The organism is Lysobacter sp. S4-A87, assembly GCF_022637455.1.
Taxonomy (GTDB): domain Bacteria; phylum Pseudomonadota; class Gammaproteobacteria; order Xanthomonadales; family Xanthomonadaceae; genus Lysobacter_J.
Genome location: NZ_CP093341.1, coordinates 1,666,307 through 1,686,677 on the forward strand (window position 1 = coordinate 1,666,307; position 20,371 = coordinate 1,686,677).

Genomic DNA, 20,371 nt, shown 5'->3' on the forward strand with positions numbered 1-20,371 from the left:
AGAGTCGCTAACGCCCCGGCATGGATACCGCGCTGACGCTCACCACCGACATGAAGCTCGTGCTCGGGCTGGTGGGCTTCACGATGGTGATGTTCCTGTTCGAGCGCATCCGCGCCGACGTCGTCGCCCTGGTCGTGCTGGTGCTGCTGGGCCTGTCGGGCCTGGTCGAGCCGGAGGAACTGTTCAACGGCTTCTCCGGTAACGCCGTCATCAGCATCATCGCCACGATGATCCTGGGTGCCGGCCTGGACCGCACCGGTGCCCTCAACCGCCTTGCCGGCTGGCTGCTGCGACGCGCGCACGGCGTCGAGCAACGGCTGCTGCTGCTGACCAGCGCGGTCGCCGGCATCAACTCGTCGATCATGCAGAACCCGTCGGTGATGGCGCTGTACATGCCCGTCGCCGCGCGCCTGTCCTCGCGCACCGGCCTGACCCTGCCACGCCTGCTGCTGCCGATCGCCTGCGCGATCGTGATGGGCGGCGGCCTGACCATGGTCGGCAACTCGCCGCTGATCCTGCTCAACGACCTGCTGATTGCCGCCAACAGCAACCTGCCCTCGGGCGCGGCCACCATCGAGCCGCTGAAGATGTTCGCGCCGCTGCCGATCGGCCTGGCGCTGGTGGCTGCATCGCTGGCCTACTTCCACTTCTTCGGCGACAAGCGCCTGCGCGACGAGGACGGCAAGGGCGCCACGCCGGCACGCACGCAGAGCTACTTCGCCAAGGCCTACGGCATCGACGGCGATGTCTATGAGCTCACCGTCACTGCCGACAGCCCGCTGGTCGGCATGTCGCTGGGCGAGGCCGAAGCACTGCACAACGCGCCGCTGCTGCTGGCCCTCAAGAGCGACAACGAGTCGCGGCTGGCGCCGCCGGCGGACACGCGCATCTGGGTCGGCAGCGTGCTTGGCGCGATGGGCCCGCGCCAGCAGGTCAGCGACTTCGCCCAGAACCATTTCCTGCGCCTGTCCTCGCGCCTGAAGAATTTCGGCGACCTGTTCAACCCCAGCCGCGCCGGCATTTCCGAAGCCGTCGTCCCGGCGACCTCGAAGTTCATCGGCAAGAACGGCCGCGACCTGCAGCTGCGCAAGCAGATGGGCCTGAGCCTGCTGGCGATCAACCGCGACAAGGCGGTGCTGCGCGAGAACGTCCGCGACGTGGCGCTGCGTGCCGGCGACATGCTGGTCTTCCACAGCATCTGGACCGACCTGGCAGTCGCGGCCGAGAGCAAGGACCTGGTGGTGGTCACCGACTACCCCAAGGGCGAGCAGCGGCCGCACAAGTTCAAGATCGCGATGGCGATCTTCGCCATCTCGATGCTGCTGGCGCTGTCCTCGCGTCTGCCGGTGTCGATCGCGCTGATGACCGGCGTGGCCGGCATGCTGATCGCCGGCGTGCTCAACATCGACGAGGCCTACGCCGCGATCAACTGGAAGACGGTGTTCCTGATGGCCTGCCTGATCCCGCTGGGCTGGGCGATGGACTCCAGTGGCGCGGCGGCGTGGGTGGCCGGCCACACCATCGAGCGACTGCCCACGGGCACGCCGGTGTGGCTGATCGAGATCCTGGTCGGCATCTTCACGACCGCGTTCTCGCTGGTGATCAGCCATGTCGGCGCGACCATCGTGACCGTGCCGCTGGCGATCAACCTGGCGCTGGCCGCGGGCGGCAACCCGGTCGCGTTCGCGCTGATCGTGGCGCTGTCGGCGTCGAACAACTTCATGACCGCCTCCAACCCGGTGATCTCGATGATCACCGGACCTGCGGGGTACACCAGCAAGGAGCTGTGGAAGATCGGCGGGCCGTTGTCGCTGATCTATACGGTGGTGATCGTGGTGATGATCAACCTGTTGTACTGACCTCAAGCCAGACGGCGCCGTCCCGCACCGACACCGACACCGCGCGCAGCGCTTCGCCCCGGCACGGCCCTGCCACGCATTCGCCACCGCGCAGCTCGAAGCTGGCCCCATGGGCGGCGCAGACCAGCAGGCCGTCCTTGCTCTTGAGGAACTGACCGGGCGCCCAGTCCAGGCGGCGGCCGGCGTGCGGGCAGATGTTGAGCCACGCACGGACGTGATCGCCGTCACGGTAAAGGATCAGCGATTCCGCATCGCCGCCAATGACTGCCTCGACTTCGGCAAAAGCCCCGTCCGGCAAGCGTTCCAGTGGCAGCAGGGGTGACATCGGAACGGTTGCCTCGTGCGGAATGCTTAACGAAGTTCTCACACCTTCACCCAACCCTGGCCCGATACTCGCTTGCCCGGCGTATTGCCGCATTGTGTCACGACGTCCCCGATGTTCGCCCAGACCTTCCGTTTCGACTCCGCCCAGTTCCAGCGCGTGCGCTCCGCTTTCGAGCCGCGCAAGCCGCGTCATCGCCTGCTGCGCTTCGCCATCGGCCTGGTCGGCCTGGGCCTGCTGGCGGTGCTGGTGATGTTCAGCGTGGTGCTGGGTGCGGCCATGATCGTCGCGGGCATCGTCTACAAGCTGTGGAAGGGGCGCGGCAAGGCCGCCGCCCGCGACCCGCGCATCGTCGAAGGCGAGTACCGCGTGGTCGACCGGCAGGTGCTGGAGGCCAGCCGCATCCGCTCGCAGCGCGAAGCGCTGTAACCCCATGAGCGACGTGATCGCGGCCCTGCCGCAGCCCCGCGTTCCGGTGCACGGCACCGCTGGTCAGTTCTTCCCGGTCCACCGCATCTACTGCGTCGGCCGCAACTTCGCCGACCATGCCCGCGAAATGGGCGCCGCCGTGCCGGCCTCGGCGGCCGAGCGCGGCAATCCCGTGTTCTTCCTCAAGCCCGCCGACGCCATCGCGCCCGACGCGGACGTGCCCTACCCGCCCGGAACCCGCGACCTGCACCACGAGGTCGAACTGGTGGTGGCCATCGGCCGCGACGCGCCCGCCGGCGTGCTCGACCCGGCCGACGCCGACGCCCTGGTCTACGGCTATGCCGTCGGCCTGGACCTGACCCGTCGCGACCTGCAGGGCGCGGCCAAGGCCAAGGGCCTGCCCTGGGACACCGGCAAGGCGTTCGACCATGCCGCACCGATCAGCGCGATCGTGCCGAAAACCCGGGTCGGCGAACTCGGTCCGCGCAAGCTCACGCTGCAGATCAACGGCGAGACCCGCCAGGCTGGCTCGCTGGCCGACCTGATCTGGACCGTGCCGGAGATCCTGCACGAACTGTCGAAGCTGTACGCGCTGCGCGCAGGCGACCTCGTCTTCATGGGCACGCCCGCAGGCGTCGGCCCGCTGCAGCCCGGCGATCGCTTCCACGCCGTCCTGGAGGGCGTGATCGAACATTCCGGACGGATCATCGCTGCACGGACCGCAGACGCCACGCCGGTATAGTCCTTCGCAACGGCCACGTCCTTCGCAACGGCCACCGCCAAACCCTCGGGCAACCACGGAGACAGTGCAGCCATGGGAATGATCAGCGAGTTCAAGGAGTTCATTTCGCGCGGCAACGTCGTCGACCTCGCGGTCGGTGTCGTGATCGGCGCGGCGTTCGGCAAGATCGTGACCTCGCTGGTCGACGGCATCGTCATGCCGGTGGTCGGCGCCTTCACCAAGGGCGCCAGCGTCACCGACTGGAAGTACGTGCTCAAGCCGGCGCAGCTGGATTCGGCCGGCAAGGAAGTCGCCGCCGAACTGGCGATCAAGTACGGCTTGTTCATCCAGACCATCATCGATTTCCTGCTGATCGCGCTGGTGATCTTCCTGGTGCTGAAGGGCTACAACCGCCTGCGTGCCCCTGCCGCGGCGCCGGCGGTACCGGAAGACGTGCTGCTGCTGCGCGAGATCCGCGATTCCCTGAAGAAGTAACCGTAGCCCGGGTGAGCAAAGCGCACCCGCGGTCTACTGCCGCCGCCACCCCGGGTGCGCTTCGCTCACCCGGGCTACGTTGGCTGGTTTCGCCAAACCGCGCACAGCGCGCGTGACCATAGGCACCCGCACCGCGAACCGGCGAGTTGATACGCTCGCGGTTTCGACTTCGGGGAGTCCTTGCTGATGCGTGCAACGTTGTCGGTGGCCGTCGCCACCCTGCTCTCGGCCGCCGTGCTATCCACCAGCGGCAACGCGATCGCCGCACAGCCGACCACGCGCATTCCCGACAAGGCCATCGCCACCGCCGCGCAGCTGCGCGAAACCGCGCTGGCCAGCGACCTGGGTTACCGCATCACCGAATCGCTGACCACCGAAGTCGGTCCGCGCCTGGCCGGCAGCGAAGCCGATGCCCGCGCCGTCGCCTGGGCCGTGGCCAAGTTCAAGGAGCTGGGCTTCGACAAGGTCTGGACCGAGCCGGTCACCTTCCCGAAGTGGGAGCGCCGCAGCGAAAGCGCGCACGTGCTGGGCGCCAATGCGCAACCGCTGCACCTGACCGCGCTCGGCGGCAGCCCGGCCGGCACGGTCGATGGCGAAGTCGTGCGCTTCGCCGACCTGGCCGCGCTGGAAGCGGCCGCGCCTGGCTCGCTCGCCGGCAAGATCGCCTTCATCGACTACAAGATGGAACGCGCCCGCGATGGCGCCGGTTACGGTCCTGGTTCGCGCGTGCGCAGCCGCGGCCCGTCGGCGGCGATCCGCGCCGGTGCCTCGGCCTACCTGATGCGTTCGGCCGGCACCGATTCGCACCGCAACCCACATACCGGCATCACCCGTTTCGATGACGGCCTGACGCCGATTCCGTCGGCCGCGCTCGCCGTGCCCGACGCCGACCAGCTCGCACGCCTGCTCGCACGCGGCCCGGTCAAGGTGCGCGTCGCGCTGGACTGCGGCTGGGACGGCGAGTACACCTCGGCCAACGTCATCGGCGAGATGACTGGCTCAAAAGCGGGCGGCAGCAGCAAGCACGACGAAGTGGTGGTCATCGGCGGCCACCTCGATTCGTGGGACCTGGGCACCGGCGCGATCGACGACGGCGCCGGCGTCGGCCTGACCATGGCCGCCGGCAAGCTCATCGGCAACCTCAAGCAGCGTCCGGCGCGCACCATCCGCGTGGTTGCCTTCGCCAACGAAGAACAGGGCCTGCACGGCGGCAAGGCGTACGCGAATGCGCACCTTGCCGACCTGGGCAAGCACCAGATCGGCGCGGAGAGCGACTTCGGCGCCGGTCGCATCTACGAGTACTCGAGCTCGGCACCGGACTACGCCAAGCAGGCCGACGAACAGATCGCGCAGGCCCTGGCGCCGCTCGGCATCGCGCATGCGCCCGGCAAGGGCGGCCCCGGCCCGGACATCAGCCCGTTCGCGGAGAAGGGCCTGGCCTGGGGGCGACTGGCGCAGGACGGCAGCGACTACTTCGACCTGCACCACACCCCCGACGACACCTTCGACAAGATCGACCCGAAGGCGCTGGCGCAGAACGTCGCCGCCTATGCGGTGTTTGCCTACCTGGCGGCGTCGGCCGAAGGCAACTTCGGCAGCGCGCCCAAGGCCGAACCGGCGAAGTAACCCGTCGATACAGGAACGTGGCCCGGGCAGGCGGATCCCGCCCGGGCCGCGCATCAGGACGCGAGCACGAAGTCGTCGAGAACACCCAGCCGTTGCCGCCGACCAGGTAAGGAACGGCGCCGATGGTGCGGAAGTCGTCGACCCGGCGCCAGTAATTCTCGCCCTGGATGGCCGTCCTGGCCGGTTGTCTGGTTGTGGATCGTCCCGTCCTGGGATCAGAAGATGTCGAATGCATAGTTCACGATGATCCGGAAGTCGAAGTAGTCGTCGCCGTTGGTGTCGCGCTCGTCCTGGTCGATGTACGCCCCGCGCACCCGGATCCAGAGCCGGTCGAGAGCGCTGGATTTGCCGAAGCGGTAGTCGACGGTCAGGTCGTACTCGGTCTCGTCCGGCGATGCGTTGGGGCCGCTGTCGGGGGTATTGCCGGTGGAGATGTTGGTGAACGCGCTCAGCCCTTCGACGCCAACGCCTTTGAAGTCATAGGAAGCGCCGACCATGTAAGCCTCCTCGCCGGCCCGATCGAAGTTGTCGACGATGATCGACAGATAGTTCGGTGGTCCGCCGAAGGGGCTCTGCAGGCCGCGCCCGCTGCCAGCGCGGCTGGCCGCCAGGCGGAAGCTGGCATTCGGATAGAACAGCTCGCCCTTGACCGACACCAGGTGCGTGCCGAAGCCGCCGATCAGTTCGTCGCCTTCGCTGCGCTGATCGGTGTACTGGGCATAGCCGCGGATCGACACGTCCTGGCCGATGTCGAACGACTTCTCGGCCTTGATGAAGAACGTGTTCATCACATCGAACGAGGCCTGGTTGGTAAAGCCGACCAGGCTGCCGTCACTGAAGGTGTACTGGGCGCCGACCAGCCCCAGTCCTTCGTCGCTGCCGGCGGCACCGGCGGCTTCCGACATCGGGATGAACTCGTCGTCGTCCTTGCGCTTGATCTTGTCGACATACCCGGCGATGTAGGCCAGGCCGGTCTTGGCTGGTCGACCTGTCGCGATGGCCTCGAAGGTATTGGGGGCCATGCGGACGTCATGGCGCGCCAGCCACGGCAGGTCGAAGGACTGGCGACCGACTCGCAGGCCGTCGCCTTCGCCGAAACGCGCGGTCACGTACGCCTCGCCGAGCACGGTGAACTGCTCCGGGCCCGGCTTGAACAGCAGCGTTCCGTCCTTGTCGGCAGGCGCGTAGAGCTCCTGCGACGTATAGACGGTGGCCGCCACCTGGAGAACGTCGGCGGCCCAGCCGGACTTGAACTCGATCGCTCCGCCCAGCGCCCAGCCTTCGTTGTCGGGCTTGCTGTCGCGGTCGCGATCGAGGTAGTAAGTACGCGGCCTGATCGCCAGCGAGCTTCCCTTCCAGAAGCCCTCCGGCTCCTGCGCTTTCACCTGCAGGCCCTGCACCGCGTCCTGCTGGTTCGGCTCCTGGTCGCGATTGGCTTCCTGCGCGACCGGCGGTGAAGCCTCCCCGGCTTCCACGGCGGACGTTGCCACCTGCTGCGCGTGCGCCGGTGCCGGTGCCGACAACGGCACGGCGATGGCAATGGCAATCGCAATGGCACTCATCACGCCCATGGGGGCGTTTGTCCTCTTCATCACTTGCAGATTTCCGGGACGTGGTAGCCGAGGTTCAACAGCCGGAAGTAGTTCTCGCCCAGCGCGATCCAAACGGGCGCGGGTTGAATGGACATGCCGAACATCAGCGAACATTCCGATTCCGTCCGAACCAGCTTGCGTACCGGCGAAGTGAAGGACGCGTCAAGCTCGTGTCAAAGCAAGCGCCCGGTCGTCGGATGAATGGCGATCGGCATTGTTTCGCCGCACGCAGTACATGCTTTTGCCTTGCTTTGCTAATGACGCCGCAGTCGAGCGCGGATCAAACTTGGCAGCACCGGACGTCGTCGACGGCAGCGAGAGTCTCCACGAGGACTCCAACGGTATGAGCACTCCAGCGATGCACGGCTCCACGGCGCAGCGCCACGCACGCGGCAGGCCCCGGGCTTCGCGCGACGGCACCGTCGCCTCCGTGCTGCAACTCATCGACCAGCAGCGGTGGCCGTTGCACCTGGCCGACCTGTGCCGCGTAGCCGGTGTCAGCGAGCGCACCATGCGCACGATCATCAAGGAACAGTTCGAACTCGGGCCGAGCCGCTACCTGCGCCTGCGCCGGTTGCAGATGCTGCACGACGCGCTGGCACATGCAGACCGCCATGGCGCGACGGTGGCCGAAGTCTCGGCGCGATTTGGATACGCGCACGGCGGCCGCATGGCGTCGGAGTACCACCAACTGTTTGGCGAGTACCCGAGCCAGACACTTGGCCGCGATTTCCCGGCTTCGGACCTGGGTGTCGACGGCACGGCGACTGCGCCTGCGGACGGCGTCGGCGATGAGTTCGACGGTGCGGACGCCGGTTCGCCGTTGCGGCATGGCGCATGGCGACCCGCTGGCGGGCACTGATCCCTGCATCGCCAGGCGGCGTTGGCGGCCAGAGATCGCGCACCGGCGCTGTCCCGGCACGATGTACAACAGGCGGCTGCGGCGTTCCAATGGGCGCTCTCCGGCGAAGGCCGGCCGAACGCCAGGAACCCGTACCGTGCGCGACCTGTACCCGGAGATTCTCCCCTACCGCAGTTTTCGCCTCGCCGTGGATGGACTCCACGAGTTGCATGTCGAGGAGTGCGGCAATCGCGACGGCCTGCCGGTGCTGTTCCTCCATGGCGGCCCGGGTGCGGGCGTGTCGCCCTATCACCGCCGCTTCTTCGATCCCGCCAAGTACCGGATCGTCCTGTTCGACCAGCGCGGCGCGGGCAAGTCGACGCCGCACGCGGAACTGCGCGACAACACCACCTGGCACCTGGTGGCCGACATCGAGGCCATCCGCGAGCACCTGGGCATCGATCGCTGGGCGGTGTTCGGTGGCTCGTGGGGGTCGACGCTGGCGCTGGCCTATGCGCAATCTCACCCTGAGCGAGTCACCGGCCTGGTGCTGCGTGGCATCTTCCTCGGCCGCGGCTATGAGCTGCGCTGGTTCAACGAGCTCGACGGCGGCGCATCGCAGATATTTCCCGAGCGCTGGGCGCATTACCTGGCGCACATTCCCGAGCACGAGCGCGGCGACATGATCGAGGCCTACTGGCGTCGCCTCGACAGCGACGACGAGGCCACGCGTCTGGCCGCAGCGCACGCATGGGGCCACTGGGAGGGGGGCAGCACGACGCTGGTGCACGATCCCGACGAGCCGGGCAACTTCGCCGATCCGCAGGTGGCGCTGGCGGTGGCACGCGCCGAGGCGCACTACTTCCGCCATGGCATGTTTCTCGAGCACGACCAGCTGCTGCGCGACATCGACCTCATCGCCGACATCCCCGCGACCATCGTGCACGGTCGCTACGACATCATCTGCCCGGTGCGGGCCGCGTGCGACCTGGCCGCGGCGTGGCCGCAGGCGCGGCTGCGGATCGTGCTGGCCGGGCACAGTGCCGCCGATCCGGCGATCGTCGATGCACTGGTCGAGGCCACCGACGCGATGGCAGCGCAGCTCACGGCACGGTGATGATCACCTTGCCGCGGGCGCGGCCGGATTCGAGGTAGCGGATCGCGTCGGGCACTTCGGCCAGCGGATACGTGCGATCGATGACCGGCGTGACCTTGCCGGCGGCCATCAGGTCGGCGAGCACGGTCAGGTCCTTCTGGTTGAGCTCGGCCAGCACCATGCCCATGTCCTGTGGCACGAACCATGACGTCACCGCGGCACCGATCGGCTTGATCATCGGCCCGACCCAGTGGCCATCGTCTGGCCCGCCACCGCCGATCAGCACGTAATGGCCTTCGGCCTTGAGCACGCGGCGATTCTCGGACAGGGAGCGGTTGCCGACGTTGTCGAGGATCACGTCGTACTGCTCCTTGCCCTGCGTGTAGTCGCTGGTCTTGTAATCGATCACCTGGTCGGCACCGAGCGACCGCACCATTTCGACGTTGCGCGTGCTGCACACGCCGGTGACGCTGGCGCCCATCGACTTGGCGATCTGCACCGCGAACGTGCCCACGCCACCGGATGCACCATTGATCAGGACCGCCTGTCCGGCCTTCACCTGGCCGCCGTCGCGAAGACCCTGCAGCGCGGTGATCGCGGCAACGCCGACGCCGGCCGCCTGTTCGAAACTGAGGTTGGCCGGTTTGGCGACGATCGCGCGATCCTGCTTGACCACGACATACTCGGCGAAAGCACCGGTGCGGCCGCCGAACACTTCCTCACCGGGCTTGAAGCGCGTGACGTCCTTGCCGACCGCCTCGACCGTTCCTGCGAAATCGACGCCCAGCCGGATCACGTCCGGTCGTCGCAGGCCGGTGCCCATGCGCATGAGGTAAGGGGTTCCGCGCATGTAGTGCCAGTCCAGCGGATTGGCCGCGGCATTGCGCACGTGCACCAGCACCTCGTCGTCTGCAGGCACCGGCTTCTCGACGTCGCCGTAGCGCAGCGTTTCGGCCGTGCCGTAGTCGCAATAGGTGACGGCCTTCATCGGATGCACCAGCTTCGCCACCGGCTCGCTGCAGGCATTGTCCGAACGCCAGTAGGCGACCAGCAATGCCAGCATCGCCAGCACCACCACGACCGCGCCGAAACCTGCCACGCGCTTCAGTCTCATCCTGACCCCCTCCGCATCGGCTGCCGCGCCGGGTCCGGCGCGCTCCGGTGTCGGCCGACGATTGCACTGGAAAAGTTAAATCGATGTGACCGGCCGCCGGGCCGTGGCACCGGCGCGTCCGCTATCCTGCGGCGTCCCCTCGCGCAGGCACGCCGGCATCATGTCGAACACGCCCAACCGTTTCCCATATCTGCGCCAGCGCGCACTGGGCCTGGTGTTGCTGCTGGCGACGTTCGTCGCCGCTGCCGCCGATGGCACGGCGAACTATTTCCCGCCACGCGGCGACTGGGAGCGGATGGCACCGGCGCAGTCCGGTTTCGATCCGGGGCGGCTGCAGCAGGCCATCGCCTTCGCCCAGGCACACGAGGCGCCGGAGCCACGCGATCAGGCGCAATCGCTGGCGCAGAGTTTCGGCAGCAAGGAACCGGACTTTGGCGGGCAGATCGGACCGACCGCAGTGCGGGCAGGCATCAACGGCCTGATCGTCCACCGTGGTCGCGTGATCGCCGAGTTCGGCGACACCCACAGCATCGACATGGGCCACAGCGTCACCAAGACCTTCCTCAGCACGGTGGTGGGACTGGCCTGGCAGGACGGACGCATCGGCGATACCAGCGATCGCGTCGCCGGCTACATGCCGCGCGACGTCGACCTGTTCGCCGCCGAACACAATGCGCCGATCACCTGGGAGCACCTGCTGCGCCAGACCAGCGACTGGCAGGGCACGCTGTGGGGCAAGCCGGACTGGGCCGACCGGCCATCCGGTCCGAAGGAGCAATGGCCGCAGCGCGCGCGCCACACGCCCGGCAGCCACTACATGTACAACGACGTGCGCGTGAACGTGCTCGCACTGGCAGCGCTGCAGGTGTGGCGCCAGCCCCTGCCGCAGGTCCTGCGCGAGCGCGTCATGGACCCGATCGGCGCCAGCAGCCGCTGGCGCTGGCACGGCTACCGCAATTCGTGGATCGAACTCGACGGCGAGAAGATGCAATCGGTGTCCGGCGGCGGCCACTGGGGCGGCGGCATGTTCATCGACAGCTGGGACCTGGCCCGCTTCGGCTATCTGTTCCTGCGTGACGGGCGCTGGCAGGACCGGCAGATCATCTCGCCCGAATGGATCGCCAAGGCGCGCACGCCCGGTACCGACAAGGACGACTACGGCTACTGCAACTGGTTCCTCAATACCGGCCGCAAGGCGCTGCCGTCGGCACCGGCCAGCAGCGTCACCTTCCGTGGCAACGGCCAGAACATCGTCTACATCGACTGGGACAACGACCTGCTGATCGTGGTGCGCTGGATCGATCGCGGCGACGCGCTGGACCAGTTCATCGGCAAGGTGCTTGCGGCGCGGCGCGCCACGCCGCAGGCGCCCTGAGACGATCAGCGGCTCGGCGGCGCTTCGCCGGTCGCCAGCGGACGCACGTACTGCAGCAGGCTGGTGAGGGTCTTGCCCGGCTCTTCCCACGGCATCATGTGGGCCGAGCGCTCGAACCAGACGCCCTGCTTGTACGGTGCCTTGACCTTCTCCAGCCAGGCCCCGGTCGGTTGCGACGGCGTGGTGTAGTCGTGACGTCCCATGAACATCACCACCGGGATCGGGAACTCGCGCACGCCCTTGAAATCGACCTCGAGGAACTCCGGCAGCAGCCTGCCAAGGCTGAACACACTGCCCAGGTTGATCGCGCAGCGGTCCACGTCGTTGTAGTCCGGTGACAGGCGCGGACCGCGGTAGTAGTAGTTGGAGTCCTCGCGGAATGCGGTCAGACCACCGTAGAACTGCGGCCACTTGCGCGCCAGGATGATGCGGTCGCGGGTGATCGGCGTATCGCCCGGGTACGGTGCGATCGACGCCAGTTCACGCATCGCCTCTTCGTTGTTGTGCGCCCTGGCCTGCTCGACGCCGAAGTCGTAGCTGATGCGCTCGTTGTCGCGCGTGTTGATGACCTGGCCGATGCCGACGTAGGCGTAGAACAGATCGGGGCGCTTGAGCGCGGCGCCCATGCCGACGATCGTGCCCCAGCTGTGGCCGACCAGGATCAGCTTGTCCTTGTGGTAGCGCTTGCGCAGGTACTGCGCCACTTCGATCGCATCGTCGACGTAACGCTGGATGTGGATGGTGTCGCCGATGGAATCAGGCGGCGTGGCCTCGTTGTAGGTCTTGCCGGCGCCGCGCTGGTCCCAGTTGACGACGGTGAAGTATTCCTCCATCGGTCGCTGGAACTGCCAGGTGGTCGGCGTGATCGGCGCGGCGGGCCCGCCGTGCACGAACAGGATCATCGGATTGTCGCGGTCCTGGCCGCGCACGTTGAGCCACTGCTCGATGCCGCCGATGCGGGTCCTGTACGACTCCTGCACACCGCCCGGAGCAACGATGCGCTGCATGTCGGCGATGATTTCCCGCGACGGTTCGTAGGACGAACGGTCCGGGCATTCCTGTGCAGCTGCGGCCAGCGACGTGGCCAGGGTTGCGGCCATCGTCGCCGCCAACACAATCGATCGCTTGATCATGAACGCTCCTTGGAAAGACCGGCGGGACGCCGCCGGCCTTGAGCCAAGGGATACGATCAGCGCCGCGAGGGTTGCGATTGCAGGTGCGCGCCTGCGCTCAGCTGCGCGCGCGCCAGCTGGCCAGCAGCACCGCGGCGGCGGAGGCGACGTTGAGGCTTTCGACCGCGCCGGTACCCGGGATCGACAGGCGCAGGTCGCACGCGGCGGCCAGTTCGCGATCCATGCCCTCGCCTTCCGCGCCCAGCACGTAGATCACACGCTGCGGCAATGGCGCGGAGAACAGGTCGCTGCCGCCCTGCACCACGGTCGCGGCCAGGGTGAAGCCGACGCTGCGCAGCTGCGCGATGGCGTTGTCGGTGCGGCCCAGGCGCACCATCGGCACGACCTCGGCACCGCCTTCGGCGACGCGTGCAGCGGCCCCGGAAAGCGTCAGCGTCGAATGCTTCGGCAGCAGGATCGCACTGACGCCAAAATGCGCCGCCGAACGCAGGATCGCGCCAAAGTTGTGCGGGTTGCCGACGCCGTCCAGCCAGATCGCGCACTGCGGACCGGCCGGCAGCTCACGCAGCCAGTTCGACAGCGCCAGCGGTTCCTCGCGCAGGACGTCGGCGACGATGCCTTCGTGGTGCGCGCTGGCGGCAAGCTTGTGGAGGTCTTCCTCATCGACCACGCGATAGCCGACGCGGTGGGCCACGCACCACTTCAGGATCGGCTGCAGCGCCGGGATGCGCGCCTCGGCCAGGTAAAGCTTGCGGATCGCCTGCGGACGCCGGGCGAACACCGCGCGTACGGCATTGAGCCCGTACAGGCGCAACTCGGCGCTGCGACGCTCGCGCGCCGACGGACCCAGCTCGTGGTCACTCTCGTGGCTGGACTCGGCAACGCGCGGCGCCTGCGACCCATAGGGGGAGGCGTGCGGCGCGCGCGGTGCACGTGGCGGACGATCGCGGTCAGCAGGCGCCTCGCCGCGCTCACGCGGTGGACGCGCCCAGGGCTGGCCGGTCGGAGGTTGGCGCGGGCCGCGCGGCGGTTTACCAGGGGGATCGTGTCGCATCTGTCGTATTCCCTCTCATCCTGGCCGCCGCACCTTCGCGAACACGCGCAGGTCATGCAGCTGGCCGAACTTCATCACGGCGCAACGTTGTGCGCCCTCTTCTTCGAAACCGTTCTTCAGCAGCACGCGCGCCGAGGCGGGATTGCTGTCGAGCACGGTTGCCTGCAGGCGATGCAACGCCAGCGTGTCCATCAGCCAGGGCACGTAGACGGCCACCACCTGGGTCATCAGTCCCTGGCCCCAGCGGGAATGACCGAGCCAGTAGCCCATTTCCGCCGAGTATCGGCGATCGCCCTGGCCGGGCCGCGCGCCGATGCCGCCGCAGGCCCTGCCGTCGACTTCGATCGCGAACACCGGATCGGCCAGGTCGACGACCTTGCCGGCCAGGAAACGCTGGCCATCCAGGCGGGTGTACGGATGCGGAAATCGATCGCTGAGGCCACGCACGACCCGCAGGTCATCGGCATGCTGCAGCAGGTCGTCGAGGTCGTCGGCCCGCCACGGCCGCAGCACGAAGCCGTCGCCAGCCAGGCGCACGTCGCGGTGGTCGGGCTGGCGTAGCGGTTCGGGCATGGCGCAAGGGTAACCGATCGCCGCGCGGGGCCTCTGCATGGCCGCCCTGCGCGGCCTGCCCCTCTGCCGCGGGGGAGAGGGAGCGGGCGCTAGGCGTGCCCGCCCACCGACGGCGTTTCCGCCTCCAGCTTCTCCAGTTCCTGCGACACCGCCTCCGGCGACTTCGTGTATCTGGCCAGCAGCACATAGAACGCCGGCACCACGAACAGCGACAGCAGCGTCGAGAACGACACGCCGAAGATCACCACGATGCCGATCGTCGCCCGGCTCGCCGAACCCGGGCCGCCGGCAACCACCAGCGGCACCGCACCGACCACCGTAGCAATGGACGTCATCAGGATCGGACGCAGGCGCACCGCCGAGGCTTCGACGATCGCCTGGTGAATGCTGCGTCCCTCGTCGCGCAACTGGTTGGCGAACTCGACGATCAGGATGCCGTTCTTCGCAGCCAGGCCGACCAGCATGACGATGCCGATCTGGCTGAACAGATTGAGCGTGCCGCCGGTCAGCGCCAGGCCGATCAGCGCACCGAGCACGCCCAGCGGTACCGTCAGCATGATCACGAACGGATGGATGAAGCTCTCGAACTGCGCCGCCAGCACCAGGTACACGATCAGCAGTGCCAGGGTGAACGTCAGCATCACCGCGCCGCCGGCCTTGAGGTACTCGCGCGACTCGCCCTTCCAGTCGATCTGGGCATGGTCGGGCAGCTCTTCCTGCACCGTCTTCTCCAGCCACTGCATGGCTTCGCCCATGCGGTAGCCCGGCGTCAGGCCCGCACTGATCGTGATCGCGCGCAGGCGGTTGAAGCGGTTGAGGCTGCCCGGCTCGGCCAGCTCGCGCAGGGTCACCAGGTTCGACAGCGGAATCAGCGCGCCGTCGCGCGCACGCACCTGGATCGCCTCCAGGTCGGCCGGCGACGCACGCAGTTCGCGATCGGACTGGACGATGACGTCGTACTCCTCGCCGTTCTGCACGAAGGTGGTGACGCGGCGGCTGCCCATCATCGTTTCCAGGGCGTGGCCAATGTCGGTCACCGGCACGCCAAGGTCGGCCGCACGCTGGCGGTCGATCTCCACGCGCATCTGCGGACGCGTTTCCTTGTAGTCCGAATCGGTCGAGAAGAAGCCCGGGTTCTGCTCCATCTTCGCAAGCAGCTTGTCGCGCCACTGCGCCAGCTCGGCATATTCAGGGCCGCCCAGGACGATGTTGATCGGCTGGCCGCGGCCGCGCACCAGGCCACCGCTGACCTGCGGCATCGCGCGCACGCCCGGCAGGCTGCCGAGCTCGCCCTGCAACTGCTTGGCGACGTCGGCGGTGCTGATGTCGCGCTCCTTCCAGTCCTTCAGGAACACCGCGATGCGGCCGGTGTGCATTTCCTCGCTGGCGCCGAAGCCGCCGGGCACGCGCGGGTTGTAGCGCTGGATCACGCCGTCCTTGCCGGTGTGCGCGGCAACGATCTTCTCGACCTGCTGCACCTGCCCGACCGTGTAGTCGAAACCGGCGCCCTCCGGGCCAAGGATGCTGATCTGGAACGAACCGCGGTCTTCCGGCGGCGCCAGTTCCGACGGCACCACCTTGAACAGCACCAGGCTCAGCACGATCGCGACCACCATCACCGCGCCGAACACCCACGGCCGGTTCACGCTATGGTCGAGGAAGCCGCGATAGCGCTTGCCGATGCCATCCAGGCGCGCATTGACCCAGCGGTTGACCGGGTTGGACTTCTCTTCGCTGTGCGCACGCACCAGCTTGGACGACATCATCGGCGTCAGCGTCAGCGCGACGAACGCCGACAGCGCCACCGCGCCGGCCAATGCCACCGACAGCTCGCGGAACAGGCGGCCGGTGTTGCCTTCCATGAAGCCGACCGGCAGGAACACCGCCACCAGCACGGCAGTGGTGGCGATCACCGCAAAGGCGACCTGCTTGGTGCCGCGCTTGGCCGCGACCAGGCGCGGCTCGCCCAGGTCGATGCGGCGCTGGATGTTCTCCAGCACCACGATCGCATCGTCGACCACCAGGCCGATGCACAGCACCAGCGCCAGCAATGTCAGCAGGTTGATCGAGAAGCCGAACAGGTACAGCGGAATGAACGCGGCGATCAGGCACACCGGCACGGTCACGGCCGGAATGAGCGCGGCGCGGAAACTGCCCAGGAACAGCCAGATCACCAGCAGCACCAGCACGATCGCCTCGACCAGCGTGTGGTAGACGCGCTCGACCGCCGATTCGATGAACACCGTGGTGTCGAAGGCGACGAAGATCTTGGTGCCCTGCGGCAGCGTCTTCTGCACCTGCTCGGCCTCGGCGCGGACGGCGCGGGCGACATCGAGGCTGTTGGCAGTGGAGGTCTTGACGATGCCCAGGCCGATGTTCGGCTCGCCGTTGCTGCGGTAGTAGGCGCGGCGCTCGGCCGAGGCCAGCTCGATCCTGGCCACGTCGCCCAGGCGCACGACGTAACCGTCGGTGCCCTTGGCCAGCGGGATCTGGGCGAAGTCCTCGGGCTTCTGGTAGCTGCGCGCCACGCGCAGGGTGAAGTCGCGGGCGTTGGATTCGATGCGGCCGGCCGGAAGCTCGACGTTCTCGGCTTCCAGCGCGTTCTCGACATCGTTGACGGTGATGCCGCGCGCGGCGAGCGCGTCGCGATCGATCCAGACCCGCATCGCGTAGCGCTGCTGGCCGCCGATGCGGACCTGGGCGACGCCGTCGACCGACGACAACCGGTCGACCACGTAACGCTCGGCGTAGTCGGACAGCTGCAGCGTGTCCATCTTCGTCGAGCTCATGTTGAGCCAGAGGATCGGGTCGGCGTCGGCCTCGACCTTCTCGATCTGCGGCGGATCGGCTTCTTCCGGCAGGCGGTTGGTGACGCGGCTGACCGCGTCGCGGACGTCGTTGGCGGCGGCCTCGATCTCGCGCGACAGGGTGAACTCGATGCTGATCGAGGCGCGACCATTGATGCTGCGCGACTCGATGGTCTCGATGCCCTCGATGCCCGCCAGCGCGTCCTCGAGGATCTGGGTGATGCGGGTTTCGACCACCGCCGCCGAGGCGCCGGGGTAGTTCACGTCCACTGACACGATCGGCGGATCGATCGCGGGCAGTTCGCGCAATGTCAGGCGCGAGAACGCCATCACGCCGAGCACGATGAGCAGCAGGCTCATCACCGTGGCGAACACGGGACGGCGGATCGACAGATCGGACAGGTTCATGGCTCAGCCCCGGGTTGCCGGCGCGGACTGGTCGGCTTTCTGGTCGGCCTTGAGATCGGTGATGCGGCTGCCAACGCGCAGCTTGCCGGTGCCGTCGACGACGATGCGGTCGCCGACCGCCAGGCCCTGCGTGACCTCGGCCTTGCCGTCGCGGCGGCTGCCGACCTTGACGTCGGCGCGCTCCACCGACGAATCGGGCTTGACCCGGTAGACGAAGCTGTCGGTGCCGACCTGGACGATCGAGATCTCCGGCACCAGCAGCGCCTGGCGCTCCGGCCGCACCAGCGTCACCTGCAGCAGCATGCCCGGGCGCAGCTCGCGCCCGTCATTGGCGAAGTCGCCGCGCACGGTGACGGCGCGGGTGGCCTCGTCGATGCGCGCGTCGATCGTACTGACCACGCCCTCGAAGCGGCGGCCCGGATAGGCCGTGCTGGTGCCGCTGACCTTCTGTCCGACGGCGAGACTGGCCAGCAGTGCCTCCTGGACCGGGAAGTCGACGTAGACGCGGGCAGTGTCGTCGAGCGTGGCGATCGGCGTGCCCGGCGTGACCAGCGCGCCCGGGCTGACCTGGCGGATGCCCAGCACGCCGCTGAACGGTGCGCGGATCACGCGGTCGCCGATGTCGGCGCGCATTTGCGCGACGCGGGCGCGGGCGACATCGCGTGCGGCGCGCTGGGTGTCGAGCGTCGAGCGCGCGATCAGTTGCTGGGTGTCCAGTTCGGTCTGGCGCTTGTAGAGCTGCTCGGATTCGTTGGCGGCCGCTTCGGCCTGGGCCAGGGCCGCCTGCTGCTGGCGCCCGGTCAGGGTGACCAGCGGCGCACCCGCAGCGACGATGTCGCCGCTGTTGAAATGCACCTGCTCGACGGTCTCGCTGACCTTGGCCGAGACCGTGATCGACTCGCGCGCCTTGACGTTGCCCAGCGCCAGCACGGTGTCGCTCCAGGGCTGCAGGCTCACCAGCTGGGTGGTCACCGGGATCGGCCGATCGCCGCCGCCGTCGCGCTGCTTGGCGTCATTGCTGCCGCACGCGGCCAGCGCGATGGCGAAAACCAGCAGGCAGCTGGCCTGAAATCCCGGGGTAAGTCGCATGCGGCTCTCTGAACATGGGGCAGCGGCGTGCCCAAACCATTGGATTCTAGCTGTCCACGGTTAACGTCCGCGTAGGCCATTGGTTGACAGCACACTCTGCACAGCCGGCTCCGGGCGGCCGCCCAGACCGGGGCGGGCCGGCGGGCGACGACGCCCACGGGGCCTGGACTGTGGCAATCTGCGGCGGCGATCACCCTGCCGGCGCCCCCGCGGCGCCTGGCCCTCGCCACGCGACGGTCCGCCCGACTTCCCACCCTGCCTGGAGTCGAAAGAAATGATCCACGACAGCATCCTCGACACGATCGGCCGCACCCCGGTCGTTCGCCTGCACCGCCTCGCCCCCGACCACGTCACCATCTACGCCAAGGTCGAGGCCTTCAATCCCGGCGGCTCGGTCAAGGACCGCCTGGCCCTGGCGATCATCCTCGACGCCGAAGCGCGCGGCCAGCTGAAGCCGGGCGACACGGTGGTGGAGGCGACCTCGGGCAACACCGGCGTGGCGCTGGCCATGGTCTGCGCCGCGCGCGGCTACAAATTCGTCGCGACGATGTCGGAAACGTTCTCGATGGAGCGCCGCAAGCTGATGCGCGCCTTCGGCGCCAAGGTGATCCTCACCCCGGCCGCCGAACGCGGCAGCGGCATGGTGCGTCGCGCCGGGGAGCTGGCGAAGAAGCACGGCTGGTTCCTCGCCCGCCAGTTCGAGAATGAGGCCAACCCGGCCTATCACCGCCAGACCACCGCGGCCGAGATCCTGCGCGATTTCGCCGGGCGCAGGCTCGACCATTTCGTCACCGGCTGGGGCACCGGCGGCACGCTCACCGGTGTCGGCGAGGTGCTGAAGGTCGCTCGCCCGGAAGTGCGCGTGACCACCTGCGAACCGGCCGGCGCATCGCTGCTGGCGGGCAAGGAATGGCAGCCGCACAAGATCCAGGGCTGGACCCCGGACTTCGTTCCGGCGGTGCTCAACCGCGACGTCGCCGATGCGATCCTGCCGATCGACGACGTGCTCGCGCGTGACACCGCACGACGCCTGGCCAGCGAAGAAGGCATCTTCGTCGGCATCTCCGCCGGCGCCACCGCGGCGGCGGCGCTGGAAGTGGCGCGCAATGCGGAAAAGGGATCGGTGATCCTGGCGATGCTGCCCGACACCGGCGAGCGTTACCTGAGCACGTTCCTGTTCGAGGGCGTGAACGAGGGTTCGGACGACGAGTGGCTGGCGGGGTTGTAGGTCCGTAGCCCGGGCAAGGCCGAAGGCCGCACCCGGGTGCGCTGCGCTTACCCGGCCCACGTGGAGCACGCCATGTCGATGCACGTATTCGAAGGCGACATCACGCTCCTGGCGGTCGATGCCATCGTCAATGCCGCCAATGAGGCGCTGCTCGGAGGGGGTGGTGTCGACGGCGCGATCCACCGCGCCGCCGGCCCCGGCCTGCTCGAGGAGTGCCGCAAGCTGCCGCAGGTGCGACCGGGCGTGCGCTGCCCGACGGGCCAATCGCGCATCACCGGCGGGCATCGTCTTCCGGCGCGTTTCGTGATCCACACCGTCGGCCCGGTCTGGCACGGCGGTGACGCCGGCGAGGCCGCGCTGCTTGCCGCCTGCTATCGCAACAGTCTGGAGCTGGCGTTGCAGCACGGCGTTGAGTCGATCACCTTCCCGGCGATCAGCTGCGGCGTCTATGGCTATCCGCCGGAACTGGCGGTGCCATTGGCGGTGGCGACGGTGGACCAGTGGCAGGCCGCGCACAAGCAGCCGATCGCGGTGACGTTCGCGTGCTTCGGCAATGAGATGGCACAGCGGTATCGCGCCGTGCTGGATTCGATCTGAGGGCGCTTGCCC

The 20,371-nt window shown here is 68.1% G+C and carries 18 protein-coding genes; 10 read left to right on the forward strand and 8 right to left on the reverse strand.

Features of this window, described 5'->3' with window-relative positions; all coding sequences use genetic code 11:
• Positions 1–20: 20 nt before the first annotated feature.
• The gene (locus MNR01_RS07610; protein ID WP_241920309.1) at positions 21–1,859 is read left to right on the forward strand and encodes an SLC13 family permease; all 1,839 of its coding nucleotides are present in this window, start codon (positions 21–23) and stop codon (positions 1,857–1,859) included.
• Here MNR01_RS07610 and MNR01_RS07615 read toward each other — a convergent pair.
• Positions 1,843–2,184 (reverse strand): Rieske (2Fe-2S) protein, encoded by a 342-nt coding sequence (locus tag MNR01_RS07615; RefSeq protein ID WP_241920310.1) that lies wholly within the window; start codon positions 2,182–2,184, stop codon positions 1,843–1,845. The genes MNR01_RS07610 and MNR01_RS07615 overlap by 17 nt on opposite strands.
• Positions 2,185–2,295: 111 nt before the next feature.
• On the opposite strand from MNR01_RS07615, the gene MNR01_RS07620 reads away from it, so the two are divergent.
• The 4 genes from MNR01_RS07620 to MNR01_RS07635 all read left to right on the forward strand — a co-directional run bounded on the left by MNR01_RS07620 (position 2,296) and on the right by MNR01_RS07635 (position 5,452).
• Positions 2,296–2,610, forward strand: coding sequence for a hypothetical protein (locus tag MNR01_RS07620; RefSeq protein WP_241920311.1), 315 nt, complete (start codon positions 2,296–2,298; stop codon positions 2,608–2,610).
• A gap of 4 nt (positions 2,611–2,614) precedes the next feature.
• A complete protein-coding gene (locus tag MNR01_RS07625; protein ID WP_241920312.1) occupies positions 2,615–3,352 on the forward strand; it encodes a fumarylacetoacetate hydrolase family protein in 738 nt (245 codons plus the stop codon).
• A 72-nt stretch (positions 3,353–3,424) separates the two neighbouring features.
• Positions 3,425–3,826 carry a large-conductance mechanosensitive channel protein MscL gene (gene mscL, locus MNR01_RS07630; protein WP_241920313.1) on the forward strand — a complete coding sequence of 134 codons (402 nt, stop codon included), beginning with the start codon at positions 3,425–3,427 and terminating at the stop codon, positions 3,824–3,826.
• Positions 3,827–4,012: 186 nt separating this feature from the next.
• The gene (locus MNR01_RS07635) at positions 4,013–5,452 is read left to right on the forward strand and encodes a M28 family peptidase (protein WP_241920314.1); all 1,440 of its coding nucleotides are present in this window, start codon (positions 4,013–4,015) and stop codon (positions 5,450–5,452) included.
• Between the two features lie 215 nt (positions 5,453–5,667).
• Here MNR01_RS07635 and MNR01_RS07640 read toward each other — a convergent pair whose 3' ends face one another.
• Positions 5,668–7,044, reverse strand: a complete 1,377-nt coding sequence (locus MNR01_RS07640; protein ID WP_241920315.1) for an OprD family outer membrane porin — start codon at positions 7,042–7,044, stop codon at positions 5,668–5,670.
• A 286-nt stretch (positions 7,045–7,330) separates the two neighbouring features.
• On the opposite strand from MNR01_RS07640, the gene MNR01_RS07645 reads away from it, so the two are divergent.
• Together MNR01_RS07645 and pip are read left to right on the forward strand one after the other, a co-directional pair.
• The gene (locus MNR01_RS07645) at positions 7,331–7,906 is read left to right on the forward strand and encodes a helix-turn-helix domain-containing protein (protein ID WP_241920316.1); all 576 of its coding nucleotides are present in this window, start codon (positions 7,331–7,333) and stop codon (positions 7,904–7,906) included.
• Between the two features lie 136 nt (positions 7,907–8,042).
• A complete protein-coding gene (gene pip, locus MNR01_RS07650) occupies positions 8,043–9,002 on the forward strand; it encodes a prolyl aminopeptidase (protein WP_241920317.1) in 960 nt (319 codons plus the stop codon).
• Here pip and MNR01_RS07655 read toward each other — a convergent pair.
• Entirely contained in the window at positions 8,989–10,095 is a 1,107-nt protein-coding gene (locus tag MNR01_RS07655) for an NAD(P)-dependent alcohol dehydrogenase (RefSeq protein ID WP_241920318.1), read from the reverse strand. The genes pip and MNR01_RS07655 overlap by 14 nt on opposite strands.
• Positions 10,096–10,255: 160 nt before the next feature.
• On the opposite strand from MNR01_RS07655, the gene MNR01_RS07660 reads away from it, so the two are divergent.
• Positions 10,256–11,470, forward strand: a complete 1,215-nt coding sequence (locus tag MNR01_RS07660) for a serine hydrolase (protein ID WP_241920319.1) — start codon at positions 10,256–10,258, stop codon at positions 11,468–11,470.
• Between the two features lie 5 nt (positions 11,471–11,475).
• Here the strand turns inward: MNR01_RS07660 and MNR01_RS07665 are convergent, their stop codons facing one another.
• The 5 genes from MNR01_RS07665 to MNR01_RS07685 form a co-directional block, all read right to left on the reverse strand.
• Positions 11,476–12,603 (reverse strand): alpha/beta hydrolase, encoded by a 1,128-nt coding sequence (locus MNR01_RS07665; protein WP_241920320.1) that lies wholly within the window; start codon positions 12,601–12,603, stop codon positions 11,476–11,478.
• Positions 12,604–12,700: 97 nt separating this feature from the next.
• Positions 12,701–13,657 (reverse strand): TrmH family RNA methyltransferase, encoded by a 957-nt coding sequence (locus MNR01_RS07670; protein ID WP_241920321.1) that lies wholly within the window; start codon positions 13,655–13,657, stop codon positions 12,701–12,703.
• Positions 13,658–13,672: 15 nt separating this feature from the next.
• Positions 13,673–14,230 (reverse strand): GNAT family N-acetyltransferase, encoded by a 558-nt coding sequence (locus MNR01_RS07675; protein ID WP_241920322.1) that lies wholly within the window; start codon positions 14,228–14,230, stop codon positions 13,673–13,675.
• 89 nt (positions 14,231–14,319) lie between these two features.
• On the reverse strand, positions 14,320–17,445 hold the full coding sequence (locus tag MNR01_RS07680; protein WP_241920323.1) for an efflux RND transporter permease subunit: 3,126 nt from the start codon (positions 17,443–17,445) through the stop codon (positions 14,320–14,322).
• A gap of 3 nt (positions 17,446–17,448) precedes the next feature.
• A complete protein-coding gene (locus MNR01_RS07685; protein WP_241920324.1) occupies positions 17,449–18,534 on the reverse strand; it encodes an efflux RND transporter periplasmic adaptor subunit in 1,086 nt (361 codons plus the stop codon).
• A 274-nt stretch (positions 18,535–18,808) separates the two neighbouring features.
• Between MNR01_RS07685 and cysK the strand changes: the two genes are divergently transcribed.
• Positions 18,809–19,762, forward strand: coding sequence for a cysteine synthase A (gene cysK, locus MNR01_RS07690; protein WP_241920325.1), 954 nt, complete (start codon positions 18,809–18,811; stop codon positions 19,760–19,762).
• Between the two features lie 72 nt (positions 19,763–19,834).
• Positions 19,835–20,359: an O-acetyl-ADP-ribose deacetylase gene (locus MNR01_RS07695; RefSeq protein ID WP_241920326.1), complete on the forward strand. Its 525-nt coding sequence runs from the start codon at positions 19,835–19,837 to the stop codon at positions 20,357–20,359.
• Positions 20,360–20,371 lie beyond the last annotated feature (12 nt).

Coding starts and splice junctions, on each gene's coding strand:
- MNR01_RS07635 (WP_241920314.1), top strand. CDS start 4,013: ATGCGTGCAACGTTGTCGGTGGCCGTCGCCACCCTGCTCTCGGCCGCC.
- MNR01_RS07625 (WP_241920312.1), top strand. CDS start 2,615: ATGAGCGACGTGATCGCGGCCCTGCCGCAGCCCCGCGTTCCGGTGCAC.
- MNR01_RS07655 (WP_241920318.1), bottom strand. CDS start 10,095: ATGAGACTGAAGCGCGTGGCAGGTTTCGGCGCGGTCGTGGTGGTGCTG.
- MNR01_RS07640 (WP_241920315.1), bottom strand. CDS start 7,044: ATGAAGAGGACAAACGCCCCCATGGGCGTGATGAGTGCCATTGCGATT.
- MNR01_RS07610 (WP_241920309.1), top strand. CDS start 21: ATGGATACCGCGCTGACGCTCACCACCGACATGAAGCTCGTGCTCGGG.
- MNR01_RS07680 (WP_241920323.1), bottom strand. CDS start 17,445: ATGAACCTGTCCGATCTGTCGATCCGCCGTCCCGTGTTCGCCACGGTG.
- mscL (WP_241920313.1), top strand. CDS start 3,425: ATGGGAATGATCAGCGAGTTCAAGGAGTTCATTTCGCGCGGCAACGTC.
- MNR01_RS07615 (WP_241920310.1), bottom strand. CDS start 2,184: ATGTCACCCCTGCTGCCACTGGAACGCTTGCCGGACGGGGCTTTTGCC.
- MNR01_RS07665 (WP_241920320.1), bottom strand. CDS start 12,603: ATGATCAAGCGATCGATTGTGTTGGCGGCGACGATGGCCGCAACCCTG.
- MNR01_RS07620 (WP_241920311.1), top strand. CDS start 2,296: ATGTTCGCCCAGACCTTCCGTTTCGACTCCGCCCAGTTCCAGCGCGTG.
- MNR01_RS07675 (WP_241920322.1), bottom strand. CDS start 14,230: ATGCCCGAACCGCTACGCCAGCCCGACCACCGCGACGTGCGCCTGGCT.
- MNR01_RS07660 (WP_241920319.1), top strand. CDS start 10,256: ATGTCGAACACGCCCAACCGTTTCCCATATCTGCGCCAGCGCGCACTG.
- MNR01_RS07695 (WP_241920326.1), top strand. CDS start 19,835: ATGTCGATGCACGTATTCGAAGGCGACATCACGCTCCTGGCGGTCGAT.
- cysK (WP_241920325.1), top strand. CDS start 18,809: ATGATCCACGACAGCATCCTCGACACGATCGGCCGCACCCCGGTCGTT.
- MNR01_RS07685 (WP_241920324.1), bottom strand. CDS start 18,534: ATGCGACTTACCCCGGGATTTCAGGCCAGCTGCCTGCTGGTTTTCGCC.
- MNR01_RS07670 (WP_241920321.1), bottom strand. CDS start 13,657: ATGCGACACGATCCCCCTGGTAAACCGCCGCGCGGCCCGCGCCAACCT.